The 14,580-nt window shown below is 44.5% G+C and carries 15 protein-coding genes and 1 tRNA gene; 7 read left to right on the top strand and 9 right to left on the bottom strand.

The genetic code is table 11. The features are described 5' to 3' along the window. Position 1: 1 nt before the first annotated feature. Together OA79_RS10830 and OA79_RS10825 are read right to left on the bottom strand one after the other, a co-directional pair. Positions 2-1,252: a peptidylprolyl isomerase gene (locus OA79_RS10830; protein WP_063333258.1), complete on the bottom strand. Its 1,251-nt coding sequence runs from the start codon at positions 1,250-1,252 to the stop codon at positions 2-4. A gap of 2 nt (positions 1,253-1,254) precedes the next feature. Then, the gene (locus tag OA79_RS10825; RefSeq protein WP_231908856.1) at positions 1,255-3,459 is read right to left on the bottom strand and encodes an LPS-assembly protein LptD; all 2,205 of its coding nucleotides are present in this window, start codon (positions 3,457-3,459) and stop codon (positions 1,255-1,257) included. A 179-nt stretch (positions 3,460-3,638) separates the two neighbouring features. Between OA79_RS10825 and djlA the strand changes: the two genes are divergently transcribed. Continuing rightward, the gene (gene djlA / locus OA79_RS10820; protein WP_063333256.1) at positions 3,639-4,430 is read left to right on the top strand and encodes a co-chaperone DjlA; all 792 of its coding nucleotides are present in this window, start codon (positions 3,639-3,641) and stop codon (positions 4,428-4,430) included. A gap of 25 nt (positions 4,431-4,455) precedes the next feature. Here the strand turns inward: djlA and OA79_RS10815 are convergent, their stop codons facing one another. Further along, a complete protein-coding gene (locus tag OA79_RS10815; RefSeq protein WP_063333255.1) occupies positions 4,456-5,394 on the bottom strand; it encodes a DUF3530 family protein in 939 nt (312 codons plus the stop codon). A gap of 100 nt (positions 5,395-5,494) precedes the next feature. On the opposite strand from OA79_RS10815, the gene rpe reads away from it, so the two are divergent. Together rpe and OA79_RS10805 are read left to right on the top strand one after the other, a co-directional pair. Then, positions 5,495-6,166: a ribulose-phosphate 3-epimerase gene (gene rpe, locus OA79_RS10810; protein WP_063333254.1), complete on the top strand. Its 672-nt coding sequence runs from the start codon at positions 5,495-5,497 to the stop codon at positions 6,164-6,166. Further along, positions 6,166-6,846, top strand: coding sequence for a phosphoglycolate phosphatase (locus tag OA79_RS10805; RefSeq protein ID WP_063333253.1), 681 nt, complete (start codon positions 6,166-6,168; stop codon positions 6,844-6,846). Before rpe ends, OA79_RS10805 begins: the two co-directional genes overlap by 1 nt. Before the next feature lie 77 nt (positions 6,847-6,923). Here the strand turns inward: OA79_RS10805 and OA79_RS10800 are convergent, their stop codons facing one another. Next, a complete protein-coding gene (locus tag OA79_RS10800) occupies positions 6,924-8,078 on the bottom strand; it encodes a mechanosensitive ion channel family protein (protein WP_063333252.1) in 1,155 nt (384 codons plus the stop codon). A 33-nt stretch (positions 8,079-8,111) separates the two neighbouring features. Beyond that, positions 8,112-9,443 carry a magnesium transporter gene (locus OA79_RS10795; protein ID WP_063333251.1) on the bottom strand — a complete coding sequence of 444 codons (1,332 nt, stop codon included), beginning with the start codon at positions 9,441-9,443 and terminating at the stop codon, positions 8,112-8,114. A 273-nt stretch (positions 9,444-9,716) separates the two neighbouring features. On the opposite strand from OA79_RS10795, the gene OA79_RS10790 reads away from it, so the two are divergent. From OA79_RS10790 to OA79_RS10775, 4 genes are read left to right on the top strand one after another with little or no spacing between them, the layout of a single operon-like run. After that, positions 9,717-10,295 carry an anthranilate synthase component II gene (locus OA79_RS10790; RefSeq protein WP_063333250.1) on the top strand — a complete coding sequence of 193 codons (579 nt, stop codon included), beginning with the start codon at positions 9,717-9,719 and terminating at the stop codon, positions 10,293-10,295. Positions 10,296-10,304: 9 nt separating this feature from the next. After that, the gene (gene trpD / locus OA79_RS10785) at positions 10,305-11,342 is read left to right on the top strand and encodes an anthranilate phosphoribosyltransferase (RefSeq protein ID WP_063333249.1); all 1,038 of its coding nucleotides are present in this window, start codon (positions 10,305-10,307) and stop codon (positions 11,340-11,342) included. A gap of 19 nt (positions 11,343-11,361) precedes the next feature. Beyond that, positions 11,362-12,177, top strand: coding sequence for an indole-3-glycerol phosphate synthase TrpC (trpC, locus tag OA79_RS10780; protein ID WP_063333248.1), 816 nt, complete (start codon positions 11,362-11,364; stop codon positions 12,175-12,177). 38 nt (positions 12,178-12,215) lie between these two features. Further along, complete coding sequence (locus OA79_RS10775) at positions 12,216-12,623, top strand: OsmC family protein (protein WP_063333247.1); 408 nt, start codon at positions 12,216-12,218, stop codon at positions 12,621-12,623. A gap of 79 nt (positions 12,624-12,702) precedes the next feature. Here the strand turns inward: OA79_RS10775 and OA79_RS10770 are convergent. The 4 genes from OA79_RS10770 to flgA all read right to left on the bottom strand — a co-directional run bounded on the left by OA79_RS10770 (position 12,703) and on the right by flgA (position 14,494). Next, positions 12,703-12,778, bottom strand: a tRNA-Arg gene (locus OA79_RS10770). 78 nt (positions 12,779-12,856) lie between these two features. Next, a complete protein-coding gene (locus OA79_RS10765) occupies positions 12,857-13,336 on the bottom strand; it encodes a flagella synthesis protein FlgN (protein WP_063333246.1) in 480 nt (159 codons plus the stop codon). Positions 13,337-13,373: 37 nt separating this feature from the next. After that, positions 13,374-13,688, bottom strand: coding sequence for a flagellar biosynthesis anti-sigma factor FlgM (gene flgM / locus OA79_RS10760; RefSeq protein WP_063333245.1), 315 nt, complete (start codon positions 13,686-13,688; stop codon positions 13,374-13,376). Between the two features lie 113 nt (positions 13,689-13,801). Beyond that, positions 13,802-14,494, bottom strand: a complete 693-nt coding sequence (gene flgA / locus OA79_RS10755) for a flagellar basal body P-ring formation chaperone FlgA (RefSeq protein ID WP_063333244.1) — start codon at positions 14,492-14,494, stop codon at positions 13,802-13,804. Positions 14,495-14,580: the final 86 nt, after the last annotated feature.

Raw genomic sequence — 14,580 nt, 5'->3', positions numbered from 1 at the left:
GTTACTTATCCTTGATGTCAATAAAAGCGTCAGCACGCAATTCGTCTAACCAATTGCCTAATACAATGTCTTGCTTTTGCTTCGTTAGGGCTTGTTTGGCGTTACTGCGTTTGACTTGATCACTGATGTCGGCTTCACGACGACCTTCCACCTGCAAAATGTGCCAGCCGAATTGAGTACGGAAAGGTTTGCTAACCTGGCCAACCGTTGTTTCATTCATCATGTCTTCAAAGGCCGGTACCATAGTGCCAGGAGTGACCCAGCCAAGATCACCACCTTGCAGTGTTGAGCCTTGGTCTTCACTGTATTCTTTGGCTAATTCTGCGAAGTCGGCGCCATTTTGAAGCTTGTTATAGAGCTCGTCTGCAAAGGCTTGAGTTTGCGCCATATCACGAATTTCATTGGGTCTTACTAGTATATGACGAGTTTTGGTTTGTTGTTGCAGTGTCACAGAAGCAGAACGTTTGTCGATGACCCAAAGTAAATGGTAACCCGCATTACTTTGTAGTGGGCCAACAAGAGGGCCTTGTTCTGTATCAAGCGCTCTGACAAACAAGGGAGGTAATTGGTTCATCGGGCGCCATCCAAGGTCACCACCTTCTATGGCAAACTGGCCCGCTGATTTTGCCACGGCTTGTTGGATAAAATCGTTTTCATTTTGAATTTGCTGAGTGATCGTGTTGATTTCCGCTTTCGCTTCTTCTGGATTACTGGCTCTAATCAAAATATGACGTAGATGAACTTGGTCCTTGTCTTTGGTGATGCTGGTTTCTGAGCTCATGTAATCATCAATTTCTTGTTCCGAAATGACGATACGACGCTTAATGATTTCACGTTTAATGTTGTTGATTAGGATTTCATGTTCAATTTGTTTACGGTAGCGACTGTAGTTGATCCCTTTGCTCGCTAATACCGTCTTTAAACCTTGTAGATCAAGGTTCATATTCTTTGCGACGCCTAAAATGGCGTTATCTACATCGGAGCTGGATGCTCTCATACCAATTTTTTCGGCATAGTTAGCTTGTAGGGTTTCATCGACTAATTGATTGAGTATTTGGCGATGAATGTTGTCTGACATTATGCCGCCAGGCACTCTGTCTTTGACAATTTGAAAACGGTTTTGAATGTCGCTTTCAAGGATTGGGGTGGAGTCAATGATGGCGGCGATGCCATCGATTTTGCTGGTGTCGGCCTGCACCGTTTGTAAACTAGAAAATGTTAGCATTAGGACGAAAAAAGAGAATAACTTCATGATTAATATCCGGTTTTTCCTTGGTTCCAGTAGGTGTCTGCAATGCTTGTGGCGTTACTGTTGCTACGTCCAGCGGTGCTTAAACTACGTAAAATAAATTGTAAAAAGATGCCTCGGTCGGCGTCATTGTCATCATCAATCCAGTCTTGATAGCTCAGAGAGACCTTAATGCAGCAGTTTTCATAGCCAACACCTGATACCTGTTTGGTCGCTTCATCGTCCATGAAATCGTAACTGTATTGAGCGAACGCTGACCAATTTTGGTTGATTGGGAATACCGTACCAAAACTGGCTTGTTTTGCGTCATCATCCGAGTCTGAATTATTAATTGAGTACAAATAACTCAGGTTCACTTTGACCCGATCCGCTGGTGTCAGACTTGCCACAAGTTGGGCAAGATTAATGTCATCTTCATCTGGGTCGTAATTCAGGTTGGCGGTCAGACTAAAATCAGAACCATAATAGCTGGCAGAGGTTAACAGGTCACTGTGTTCACTATTATCCACTAGGCTGCTGTCACTGGTGGTGCCACTAATATCAACATATCGATCGTCTAAGTAGAAGACCTGTCCTGCTTTTAAAGACCACTTTTCATTATTATTTTCATCATATAGACGACTTTCTAACCCAAAACTGACTTGTTCTGTGTCGCCAACTCGGTCATTGCCATTAAATCGCTCGTGACTAAAGGCGCTAGAGTAAGTCAAAGTGGACTCGCTGGCATCAAAGTCAGGAATGTTTGTTTGGTTTTCGTAGGGTGCGTGTAAGTAGTTTAGTCTAGGTGACAAGGTTTGACGCCACGTGCCATTTTCATTAGTGAAACGGCGTTCAAACGCTAACCCTGTGTCCAGGTAACCTGTAATGTGGCCGAGCGACGCTTCGGAATCTGTGTCGCTACTGTAGTCATGCAATTGATAGTCTCGATATTGGGTTAATATACCTGGGGTTAGAGTCAACCAGTCGTTACTAAAATCGAGAGAGGTATCTTGATTGACGACTAAGCGCTGGCCATCAAAGTCGTCTTCGGCTGGATCATAAAAATCCGTATATTGTACTTCTAAGTTATATCTTAAGTAGGTGTTTGCCATCGAATAGGAGCTTTCTAGACGAGGCTGCCACTCAAAAGGTTCGTCGTCCGAGCTATCCGGTGTTTGATAGGTTAAATAGGTCAACTTGTTGAAGAAGTTACCACTGTTTAAAGACACATAAGCACTCTGCTGATAATGGTCTTTTTCCCCTATAGAAGTGCTGTTTGCTTCGGGAAATTCGTTTTCTGTGGGGTTGGCTTCATAGGTGAAACCGGATTGCAGATATTGGTTAAAGCGCTGATTAGAGGTTAGCTTGAGTAATATCTGATCCCCTTCATCTTGATCCGAGAAATAGGACTGTTCGTAGGTCGTTTCGCCGAATGAACTCAGATGACGAAATTCAACGTCGATCCCTTCACCTTTTTCTTGAATGTATTGTGGGGTAAAGGTGGCATCATAGTTGGCCGCCATGTTCCAGTAAAAAGGCGCGGATAGGCTTAAACCATCATTGCCTGAATAGCCAAAACTGGGGAATAGAAAACCACTTTGGCGTCTGTCATCGATCGGAAAGCGTAACCATGGTGAGTAGAAAATTGGAATGCCAGCGATTCGAACCTGAACGTGTTTGGCCGTGCCGAAGCCAGACGCAGGGTTAAGCTCAATGCTGCTGCCATATAAGCTCCAGCTTTCTTGGTTCGGTTCACAAGTGGTAAAGAAACCTTCCTCAATAAACACCACACCATTTTTTTCTTGTGTTAACGATTTGGCTTTACCCCGTGCTTTGCTGCTATGACTCAAAAATAGGGCGTTTTCAAATTCTGTGGCGGCGCTGCCATTATTCGATATGTAGCTGTTTGTGCTTCGAATGAGCTCGTTATCGGTTCTTAGGGTAACGTCGCCCGAAGCTTGGTAATAGTCGTTTGGAATGCCTTGAATCGTGTCTGCAGAGAGCTGAGAGTCGGGTTGAACGATGTTAGCATTGCCTTGCAGATGAATAACACCGGTTTGATCTCGAGTGATTAGATCGGCTTGAAGTTGCGTATTATGACTCTGACTGGCTTGCCATTGATTAATGTATTGGCCTTGGCAATAGCGACCTAACTGAGCTTGTTGCTCAGTCGTCAGGGATTCTCGAGGAGCCCAATCCCATTGATCTACTTGCCCGTGAGCAAGTGGCAATATGAAAAGACCTTGAAAAAATAGGGCGTAGTTGCGTAAATGCTTAACCATGCAGGGTATACTTATTTACCAATAATTGTTGTCCGAAATCGGAGGCTGCCAATTGAGGCTCCACGTAATAAGACAAATGATAATCTATGCAGGCCCATAGGGGCTACCGATTCTGGAGAAATATCTTTATGTGGAAAATTGTGTGCGCCATTTTGGGCTATGTTTTGATGTCAAATTTCCTTGGCGCGATATTGGGGTATGTTGTTGGTAGCCTGTTGGATAGGGCTCAAAAAGGCGGTGCGTTTAATCAAGCAAAGCGAGGCAATATACGCCTTCAGCAAGAAACCTTTTTCCGAACTTTGTTTTTATTAATGGGGCGTTTGGCTAAGTCGGATGGGCAGGTTTCCGAAGCAGAAATTCAGCTGGCTCAATCGGTTATGCAGCGATTGCGTTTGTCCCCGGAAGCGCAAGAGCAAGCTAAACACCTATTCAACGAGGGTAAATCCGCGAATTTTGATTTGGCTGCTGAACTGAATCATTTTAAAAGCATCGTAGGCCCTGGGGATTTAACGCGAACCTTATTAGAAGTTTTGTTGGTGTCTGCGTATGCGGATGGCCATTTCAGTATTGAAGAGAAGTCTTTTGTTTCTCAAGTGTGTGCCAACTTAGGCATTACTGTGGCAGAGTTTGAGGCGCTACACATTCAAGTGAAGCAACAAGCACACTTTAGACAGGGCTATCAATCTTCCAGTAACAGTATGGGATCGAAAGACTTATTGAAGTCGGCCTATGACGCGTTGGGAGTGACGCCGGACATGTCAGATGCTGACATTAAAAAAGCGTATCGTCGTCTAATGAGTAAAAACCACCCAGATAAACTGAGTTCTCAAGGTTTACCGGATGAAATGATTGAGTTGGCAAAAGAACGTACGCAAGAAATTCAGTCGGCTTATGAGTTAATTAAAAACGCACGTAAGTAATGGTATTGCTCAGTGAATAAAGGGATTAAAAAAGTCCTTTATTCACTTGAGGCAGTGGCCGACGCTGGCTAATTTGTTTGGTGTTTTGCTTTAAAAAACCACGAACTCTTTGTACCAACAGCGCTTGACTGTCTTGCCCGGTGACACGATCCGGAATGGCGTCTTTTTGAATGTATTGGCCTTGCGGTTTTTCTCTCTGAAGGCCTGCTTGTCGTCGCCACTGGGCAAATTGTTGATTTCGACTTGGCTGACTTAAGTAATAATCCAATATGGGTTGTGGCGTCTCTCTGATCAATTGTGCAATCTGATAACTCGACATGTCCGCCGGTGTTTGGATATCAATGAGCGCTAGGGCTTGAACGGCTAACTTGTTTTGCGCAGAAAAAGCTAAGGCATAACTGGCGCCGGTTCGATAGCCAATTAAGGCAAACTCATTAACCCCATCGGCTTTGGCCAACGCTATGGCCGCCCCAATTCGGGCAAACACAATCGCTTGGTTGGCTAGACTAACCGCATTCTCTTCAGCATCTTCTGATGGTAAATCTGCGCTGGGTATCTTAATGGCTTGGCCACGTTTAGTGACATCAGGCACTTCTATCGACAACGTACACCAGCTGTATTCTGTTAGTTTATCGCGTAGGGGGGCAATGGCTTCCGGCCAATCTGGGTGTTCATTGTCTGAGTGTAAAAGAATGGCGCAGCCTTGAGTTGAGCTGGTCTGAGATTTTCGGTAAAGCGACAGAAATGGGCCACCTTCGGCTTCCAATACTTGTATTTGATGTTCAAGTTGAACGCCCTCTAATGAGGCTTTTAACGCGTTAATTCGACTTACTTGAGGCTGTGGTGTGGCGTATTTCTGTGCCGCAGGGTCCGCTGGCGATGCTTCTTCTGCTTGTGTGTTGGCAGCAGAGCCAAGTAGCCAGCCAACCAGTGTAATCTTCAGTAAGAGATGAATTTTCTGCATTGTTTTCAATACTTCTTTCGATGGCCTTGTTAAAATATCGTCTTCGACGTTTGGTGTTTTTTATCAAGTTGCATTTATTGTGTCACTGCTGGAGACAGATATGAATGATTTTATCATTGCCCCTTCAATTCTTTCTGCTGACTTTGCCCGTCTAGGGGAAGAAGTCGATCATGTGCTAGAGGCGGGAGCCGACATCATACACTTTGACGTCATGGATAATCACTACGTTCCCAATTTAACGATTGGGCCCATGGTCTGTAAAGCGTTACGCAAACATGGCGTGACGGCAGACATTGATGTGCACTTAATGGTGAAGCCTGTCGATCGTATGATCGGAGATTTTATTGAAGCAGGCGCTTCCTATATAACCTTTCACCCAGAAGCCAGTGAACACATTGATCGTTCATTGCAGATGATTAAGGATGGCGGTTGTAAAGCCGGTTTGGTTTTTAACCCTGCAACGCCTTTGCATCATTTGAAGCATGTTTTAGACAAGGTGGATATGGTACTGCTAATGTCGGTAAACCCAGGTTTTGGTGGTCAATCTTTTATTCCGGGTACCTTGGATAAACTTCGCGAAGCACGTGCGTTAATTGAAGCCAGTGGTCGTAATATTCGTCTCGAAGTGGATGGCGGTGTCAGTGAAAAAAATATCGCTGAGATTGCTGAGGCGGGTGCGGATACCTTTGTGGCTGGGTCGGCGATTTTTGGGAAGCCAGATTATCGGGCTGTCATTGATGCGATGAGAGCTGAATTGGCGAGTGTTCGTTAATGAAAACACCTAAGTATTTTTCTAAATGGTTTGAAGGGTGGCCAGATCTAGTGTGTTTGGATTTGGATGGTACATTGGTCGACAGTGTGCCGGATATTGCCGCTGCTGTGGATGCCTTTTTATCTGAATATCAGGTGCCTTTGGCAGGGGAAGAGCAAGTCCGAGCTTGGGTTGGCTTAGGCGCAGCCAAGTTAATTGAACAAGCATTGGATTGGGCTGGGCTAAGCCAAGATAAGCATGAAGACGCGTATCGCCTGTTTTTAATTCATTACCATCAACACCTGACGGATCATTCCAAACTGTATCCCAATGTGGTTGCGATTCTAAAAGCTTTTAAGCACAACGGTGTGCCAGTGGCTTTGATTACCAATAAGCCCAGTGTTTTTATTAAACCGATACTGGATAAATTTGGTATCACGGAAGAATTTGCGTGGTTCCTTGGCGGTGATACGCTAGATGAGAAGAAGCCTTCTGCTCTGCCACTGTTACATTGCAGCGAATCCATTGAGGCTCAACCTGAACGTTGCTTGATGATAGGGGATTCCATTACGGATTTTAAAGCTGCACAGAACGCGGGTTTTAAATCGGCACTGGTAACTTATGGTTACCATCAAGGGGTGGACCTTAAAGGACTGGGAGCGGATGCCATTATTGATGATTTGGCGGAGCTGCTCGTTTAACAGCAATGGCTTACCCAAAAGACTTAAAACGGCCAAGCTTGATGACATCATCAAGCTTGGCCGTTTTTCATTGCAAACTAGCCTTGTTCGTTAGGCGTTGATTGGTTAGAAACGGATGGGTTTGAAGTCGATTGATTATTGCTAAAATGGATTTGACCATCGTCACCAAAGTGCAACGTTTGCGTTGGGAAGGCGACTTCTGCGCCATGTTCTTCAATAATCTTCATCGCTTGGAAAAGCACATCTTGTTTGACATTGTGATAGGTTCGCCAGTCGACTGTTTTGGTGTAGGTGTAAATAAAGAAGTCGAGGGAAGAAGGACCGAATTGGTTGAAGTTCACCATATAAACTTGTTGTGTGTCTAAATCTTCATGATTCGCCACCATCTCTTTAATGTCTTTGAGTATGTCAGGCAGAATACTGAAATCAGAGTAGCGCACGCCGATGGTTTCATTGATGCGCCTGTGTGTCATGCGCGATGGGTTTTCAACTGAAATCAATGAAAAAGTTGAGTTGGGAACGTATAGAGGGCGTTTTTCAAAGGTGCGAATGCGAGTTTGACGCCAACCTATGTGTTCAACTGTACCCTCTATGTCTTGGTCGGGTGAGCGTATCCAATCGCCAATGGCAAAAGGTCGATCCAGATAGACCATGAGCCCGCCGAAAAAGTTAGCCAATAAATCTTTAGCGGCAAAACCGACTGCGATGCCACCGATACCGCCAAACGCCAAGACACCTGAAATGCTGTAACCTAATGTTTGCAGTACTACCAGAGCCGAAGTGATGATGACGGAGGCTCTCAGTAGCTTACTAATCGCGCCTGCTGTGGTGTAATCGACCTTGGTTTTCACCTTGCTAGAACTGGTAACGGCTTTCTCACTTTGAGAAATACAGCGCAGAATAAACCAGGTCAATATGACGATAACACCAACTTCTCTAACCGAGGCAATTAGAGAAGTGAGTCCTGGGTCAATATTGGTGCCTGAGATTTCCGCGGCGACGCTTAATCCGACTAGCCAGATAAAGACCCCAACGGGTTTTTGAGCGGCAATCACTAACACATTGTCCCAAGGGGTTTTGGTGCGTTCCAGTTGTTTGTTTAAACGAATTAATAAACGACTGGCAATAAAATTAACGATGAGGGTACCTAAGACCACCAAAAAGACTCTGACGACCCAGTGCATTTCGGTATCACCTAAGCCGAAGTGAGTTTGCATTGTTTCCCAGTTCATAAAAACTCTCTGTATTGATGAATGTAATATGGTTTAAAGAAGCAGTAAGGTGCCCAAGCCTAAGAAAGCCACAAAACCTGCGATGTCCGTCACTGTGGTGAGTATGACTGAGCCTGATAAGGCCGGATCAATACGCAGTTTGTCGAGTAAGACGGGGATTAAAACCCCAGACAGGGCGGCCATCAAAATATTGATGATAATTGCCAGACCAATCACGGCTCCGAGCATGGAGTTGTTAAACCACCAATAGGTCACTAGGCCGATGATGATGGCCCATACAATGCCATTTAGCCAGCCTACCTTTAATTCCTTGCTTAGTAGGGACTTTAAGTTGCTCCGAGTGATTTGCCCAAGCGCCAAACCTCGGACAATCAAAGTGAGTGTTTGGCTGCCAGCAATGCCGCCCATCGAAGCGACAACAGGCATTAATACCGCCAATGCGACCACTTGTTGTAAGGTGGCTTCAAATAAGCCAATGAAGGCTGACGCGAGAAAGGCGGTCAATAAATTAATGCCCAGCCAAATACCACGGGTGGCCGCACTGCGTTTAACCGGAGCAAATAGATCTGACTCTTCATTTAACCCCGCCGTGGACATTTGTTGCGCTTCATTTTCAAGGCGAAGAGTCTCTAACGCTAGACCTGCATGGAAACGGCCCAGCAGTATGAGGTTGTTGTCGACAACGGGGAGCGCTGACAAGGTCGATTTTTCGAGTTGTTCTGCTGCTTTCGATAAGGTTGTGTCTGCTTGAATAACAGAACATTCTTCATCCATCAGGTTCGAGATGGGCTCATGTTCATGCGCCTTAAATAATTTATCGAATTTGACACAACCCACCCAGCGTCCGGTTCGGTTCACCAGATAAATCATGTCTGTGTAGTTGGGTGTGGTCTTTTTTAATAACCGCATGGCTTCCGCGACTCGAATAGACTGAGAGGCGATTAATAGCTCATGATCTATCCAGCGGCCAACAATGTCATCTTCGTAAACAATACTTTGTTGGTAATATTCACGCTGTTTGTTGTCCATTTGCTTAAGGGCAAGGTCAACCAGTCGGTCTGGCAGCGAGTCGGTAATCTCTAATAGGTCTGCCGCATCAACATCAGCAAACAGGCTCTCAATTTCATTATCATCCAGTTCTTTTAGTAGTAATTGACGAGATTCGCCACGCATCTCCACCAAAATATCTAAGCGGTTGGCTTGTTTGATGTTCTCCCAAGCCTGTCTTCTTTGATCTAATGGAATGGATTCTAGGGCTAGAGCGATATCGTCTGGACTGAATTCAGACATCATTTGGCTGATCGAGTTGGGCGAGTGCTCGTCATGAATCAAAAGTTCAATTAATTGAGTAACTTGGCTTTGCATTGGTGGCCCTTACAAATGCTGGTTTGAATGCGTACTTTTCTTAGTGTGCGGTATTCATTGGGGATTATCAAACAAGGCTTTGTTTTTGCAAGATATTATTTCATTGCTTAGGGATTTATGACGATTCTCAATACTGGATGGGCTAAAAGTAGTGCGTTTGCGTTTTTTGAGTCCGCCCAGCAGGAGACAGCTCGTTCGCTTAAGTGTAGAATTTAGCCTTTTAAATGTCCCTTTTGATTGGGCATTTCGTTCGCTTTGGGCCTTATTTAAACCATGTTGTTAGTCATAGATAATTACGACTCTTTTACCTACAACCTAGTGCAATACTTTAGTGAGTTAGGAGCGGAAGTGATGGTGTATCGAAATAATCAGATCACCATTGCCGACATTGAGCGCTTGTCACCCACTCATCTGGTCATTTCCCCTGGCCCTTGCACGCCCAATGAGGCAGGTATTTCGATTGAGGCAATTAAGGCGTTTGCTGGCAAAATGCCTATTTTGGGTATTTGCTTAGGTCATCAAAGTATTGCTCAGGCCTTTGGTGGTAAGGTGATTCGTGCTAAAAATGTCATGCATGGAAAAACATCCTTAATTCATCACCTTAATCAAGGTGTCTTTGCCAGTTTGCCTAACCCTCAAACAGCGACACGTTATCACTCTCTTGTGGTTGCACAAGAGAGTTTGCCAGATTGCCTAGAGGTGACGGCTTGGAATCAAGATGATGAAGGAAAGCATGATGAAATCATGGGCCTACGTCATAAAATATATGATATTGAAGGGGTGCAATTTCACCCTGAGTCTATTCTGACCGAGGCTGGACATGCCTTGTTAGCTAACTTTTTAAAACGATAGGAGAGACTGGTGGATATCCAAAAAGCAATTGCAGCCGTTGTGGAGCATCAAAGCCTGTCAGCAGAAGACATGCAATCTGTGATGACAGATATTATGACCGGCAAAGCGACGCCAGCTCAGATCGGTGGTTTTTTGATTGCGTTGCGTATGAAAGGCGAAACGGTCGAAGAAATTACTGCGGCTGCGCGCGTCATGCGTGAACTCTCCAGTAAAGTCAGTTTGCCGATTGATGACATTGTGGATACCTGTGGTACCGGTGGTGATGGTGGCAACTTATTTAATGTTTCTACCGCCTCGGCCTTTGTTGTCGCCGCGGCTGGTGGCAAGGTCGCTAAGCATGGCGGTCGTTCCGTGTCCTCTAAATCCGGTAGTGCGGATGTCCTTGAGCGAGCGGGTATTTTTCTGGGGATAGACGCTGAGCAAGTGTGTCGCTGCGTAGAAGAAATCGGTTTGGGGTTCATGTTTGCGCCAAATCATCATGCGGCCATGAAGTATGCGGTTGGGCCTCGTAAAGAGATGGCAACAAGAACCATTTTTAATTTGTTGGGCCCTTTAACCAATCCGGCCAATGCAAAGCGTCAGGTAATGGGCGTTTTTCATCAAAAGTGGGTCCGACCTATAGCGGAAGTGTTAAAAGCATTGGGAAGCCAACATGTTATGGTCGTTCATTCCGAAGATGGTTTGGATGAAATTAGTATTGCAGCACCGACCTATGTGGCTGAACTAAAAGACGGTGATATTAAGGAATATCGTATTTCACCTGAGGATTTTAATATTCCTCTGCAGTCTACTGAGGGTATACAGGCATACGACGCCGATCAAAGCTTGTCTTTGATTAAGTTGGCGTTAGACGGTAAAGGAAAAGTGAACCCAGCCCGTGACATCGTGGCATTGAATGCTGGAGCCGCGATTTATGTTGCTGGTATAGCTGACTCCTTGGCCGAAGGGGTCAATATTGCTGAAGATGTGATCGGTGGCGGAACAGCGAAAGTGAAAATGTCTGAATTAGCGAGCTTTACGCGCTGCTTTATGGCACCTAACGCATAGAAATAGGAGTGACTTGGTTATGCAAGTGGAAACACCCACCATTTTGAAAAAAATTGTCGCGCGTAAATTCGAAGAGATTACGCAACGAAAAGCTCATACACCTTACAAAAATTTAGAAGTGGCGGCCTCTGTTGCCAACGTACACAATGCTCCACGTGGGTTTGCGCAAGCGCTTAAACATCAAATTGCTATGGGCAAAGCAGGTGTCATAGCCGAAATTAAGCAGGCGTCACCGAGCAAAGGTGTTTTGCGTGAACCTTTTTATCCGGGAGAGATTGCCAAGTCGTATGAAAGAGCGGGTGCGGCCTGTCTCTCTGTGCTGACGGACAAAGATTTCTTTCAGGGGCATGAAGATTATTTGGTGGAAGCGCGTTCAGCGTGTCAGTTACCTGTGATTCGTAAAGACTTTATGGTTGATGAGTATCAGGTGATTGAAGCCAGATCCATTGGCGCTGACTGTATTTTATTGATTGCAGCATGCTTGTCAGGTGAAAAGCTCAGAGCCTTAGATCTTATGGCTAGAGACTTGGGAATGGACGTGTTGGTAGAAGTGCATAACCGAGCCGAATTAGACTTGGCATTAGAATACACAGAGACAGAATTACTGGGCATTAATAATCGAGATTTGCATACGTTTGAGCTTAGCTTGGAATACACTTTTGAGCTCATGAACAGTGTGCCGAAAGACAAGTTGATTGTTACTGAAAGTGGTATCCATACTCAAGAAGACGTGGCCTTAATGCGTAACCATGAAATTCATGCCTTTCTTGTTGGCGAAGCGTTTATGCGTGCCGATGATCCTGGTGAGAAGTTGGCTGAGCTATTTCAGAGTTAACTGACGATAAGTCGTATTGATAAGAAATAAGGTTATATATGAAAACAAGTGTGAGTTGGCAAGAAGACGTCCATTTTACGGCTGAGACGGGATCTGGGTTTAACGTTGAAATCGACGGTAATCAAGTGGCTGGCCCTCGTCCGATGGAATTGATTTTGGCAGGATTGGGTGGCTGTACTTCTTATGATGTGGTGGGCATCTTGAAGAAATCCCGACAAGAGGTAGTGTCTTGTGTGGCACAAATTGATGCAGATCGTGCGGATACAGTCCCTGCTGTATTTACCGAGATTCGTGTGCACTTTGTGGTCACGGGACGAAAGTTAAAAGAGAGTGTTGTGGCAAGAGCGGTGAAGCTGTCGGCTGAGGAGTATTGCTCTGCATCATTAATGTTAGAGCGTGGTGGCGTAAAGATTGTCCACAGCTTTGAGATTGTTGAAATCGACTAGTTTAGCGATTTAGAAAGAGTATGAAAAAGGGCTGAGAAGCTCTTTTTTTTTGGGCTGAGAGAAGGTTTTTGTTAATTGATGGCGTCCTCACCAGGACTCGAACCTGGAATAGCTGCTTAGGAGGCGGCCGGTATATCCTGTTTACCTATGAGGACTCATTGGCGAGTATTTTATACCTTAAGGGCTTGTGATTACAAACGATAAGTCTTTATCACTTTGATTTGTATGTGATTTTAAGCTCGACCTAAGGTCTGTTTGCTGCTGATCGGACGAGTTGAGCCGCGAGACGTGTAAACTTTATTTTTGGTACTGTGGCCTTGTAAAAGTTCAAATAGGTGTTTGTTGCGCTTCTGCAAGGTGTTGAGGATTTGAGCGTTAGTATTGTTTTTCGTTTTGCAGTTTTTAAGAAGTGTTTCGCACTCTTTCATGAGTAAACGTACTTCGTCCATAGAGCTGTCTTGCACTTTCAGCCAGTTTTTAAATTCTTCTTCTGTCGGGTTTTTACGGTCAACGACATCAAATTTAATCAGCACCTTGATGCGTTTTTCATTGAGCTCATTCATCTCATCAAGCAAGACTTGTTTTTTGTCTGCTATTGCAATGATGGTTTCGCTATTTTGTTCACCGTATGCAGAACGCTCTTCATCAAGAAGTTGGGACAGTTCAATTAAAATGTCTTTGCTTTTGATGAAGATGGGAGTGATGGGGATCATAGAGTAAGCCCTTTATAGGCTGTGTAGGACACGCTGATTAAAATAGCGTGTCCATAGAAGCCATGTTATTGGCGAGCTTTTGGGTGTCAATCTTGTATTCACCTGCCGCAATGGCGTTTTTGATTTGCTCAACTTTGTCCATATCAACGTCTGGTAAGTTGTTTAATTTAGCTTGTTGATTCTGTAGTGTTTGAGCTGTACCGCTAAGTTTGACGGTATCTTCTGCCAGTGTACCGCCACTTTGCACACCGCCTTTTTGTTCAGACACACTGGCAGTCGCGTCGTCTTTTTGCGCGCGCTCGCTTTTATTTATAGTGCCCTGATTTGATAGACCTGTTAAATGAATTGCCATTGGGTTTTTCCGCCCTTAAATGATTTGCCTGTCTATGGTTTCGGCTGGGTCTACGAAAACTTTAATGAATTACCTTAGAAAAAGGAAATTTATATTCGCCGAGTTGTCTGTACTCAATAGTTTACAAGAACCTCACTGTCAGTTACAACTTTAGCGTATACAATTCGTCCAGAACTCGCGTTTTTAACTCGGATTTGTTGACCTTTAACGCCATTCTCTAGCGCGACACCATTCATACGAACGGTAATGGTGCCACTGCTGGCAGTAATCTGAATAGCGTCACCTTTTTTAATTAAGGTAGGTAAGCGAGTTAGATTGTCCGTGATGTAAGTGTTGATACGGATGTTACGAGAAGCGATTAGTCCATAAGGTGGTTTTTGTTGGGTATAAACCTGACCTCTTAAATCGGAGATATCCACTTCACCTAAGTCGGTATTGGATTGAGAAATAATCTGACCACGATTGATGGGGGTGATGGCACGAATGGCTGGGATGCTAATAGATTGGACAGCGGGCAGATAGGATTTCCAAATAGGGTCAGGGCAACTGATTTCGTAGTTGGTTCGTTTACGTGCTTCTGGTCGTTGATTTTGAATGCTAATTTGATTGTCTTTACAGTCTGGTAAGTATTTAAGAGAAGCAAGATTATTAAGTTTTATGGTAATAGTTGCGTGGGGATAAACTTCGGATAAACGAGGGATTTCCACTTGATTAATAAAGCGATTAACCATTTCTTCGAGCACTTGAGCGTAACTAAAGTGTGTTTGAAGACAAATAAAGGCTATTAAAAGCCTTGAGATTCGCATGATGAGCACTCTTTGTTTATGATTTCGTTATGAATAAGTTAGTAAATTGTTGATATTCACTCTATCATTGGTGAATGCAAAAAAAC

Origin of the sequence: Marinomonas sp. TW1 (assembly GCF_001625355.1) — a bacterium.
GTDB lineage: Bacteria > Pseudomonadota > Gammaproteobacteria > Pseudomonadales > Marinomonadaceae > Marinomonas.
This window is presented reverse-complemented; position numbering and strand designations above follow the sequence as displayed.

What these genes read in the sequence shown, in the direction of transcription:
- OA79_RS10830 (WP_063333258.1), bottom strand. Translation starts at nt 1,252, where the DNA reads ATGAAGTTATTCTCTTTTTTCGTCCTAATGCTAACATTTTCTAGTTTA.
- djlA (WP_063333256.1), top strand. Translation starts at nt 3,639, where the DNA reads ATGTGGAAAATTGTGTGCGCCATTTTGGGCTATGTTTTGATGTCAAAT.
- OA79_RS10815 (WP_063333255.1), bottom strand. Translation starts at nt 5,394, where the DNA reads ATGCAGAAAATTCATCTCTTACTGAAGATTACACTGGTTGGCTGGCTA.
- rpe (WP_063333254.1), top strand. Translation starts at nt 5,495, where the DNA reads ATGAATGATTTTATCATTGCCCCTTCAATTCTTTCTGCTGACTTTGCC.
- OA79_RS10805 (WP_063333253.1), top strand. Translation starts at nt 6,166, where the DNA reads ATGAAAACACCTAAGTATTTTTCTAAATGGTTTGAAGGGTGGCCAGAT.
- OA79_RS10800 (WP_063333252.1), bottom strand. Translation starts at nt 8,078, where the DNA reads ATGAACTGGGAAACAATGCAAACTCACTTCGGCTTAGGTGATACCGAA.
- OA79_RS10795 (WP_063333251.1), bottom strand. Translation starts at nt 9,443, where the DNA reads ATGCAAAGCCAAGTTACTCAATTAATTGAACTTTTGATTCATGACGAG.
- OA79_RS10790 (WP_063333250.1), top strand. Translation starts at nt 9,717, where the DNA reads ATGTTGTTAGTCATAGATAATTACGACTCTTTTACCTACAACCTAGTG.
- trpC (WP_063333248.1), top strand. Translation starts at nt 11,362, where the DNA reads ATGCAAGTGGAAACACCCACCATTTTGAAAAAAATTGTCGCGCGTAAA.
- OA79_RS10775 (WP_063333247.1), top strand. Translation starts at nt 12,216, where the DNA reads ATGAAAACAAGTGTGAGTTGGCAAGAAGACGTCCATTTTACGGCTGAG.
- OA79_RS10765 (WP_063333246.1), bottom strand. Translation starts at nt 13,336, where the DNA reads ATGATCCCCATCACTCCCATCTTCATCAAAAGCAAAGACATTTTAATT.
- flgM (WP_063333245.1), bottom strand. Translation starts at nt 13,688, where the DNA reads ATGGCAATTCATTTAACAGGTCTATCAAATCAGGGCACTATAAATAAA.
- flgA (WP_063333244.1), bottom strand. Translation starts at nt 14,494, where the DNA reads ATGCGAATCTCAAGGCTTTTAATAGCCTTTATTTGTCTTCAAACACAC.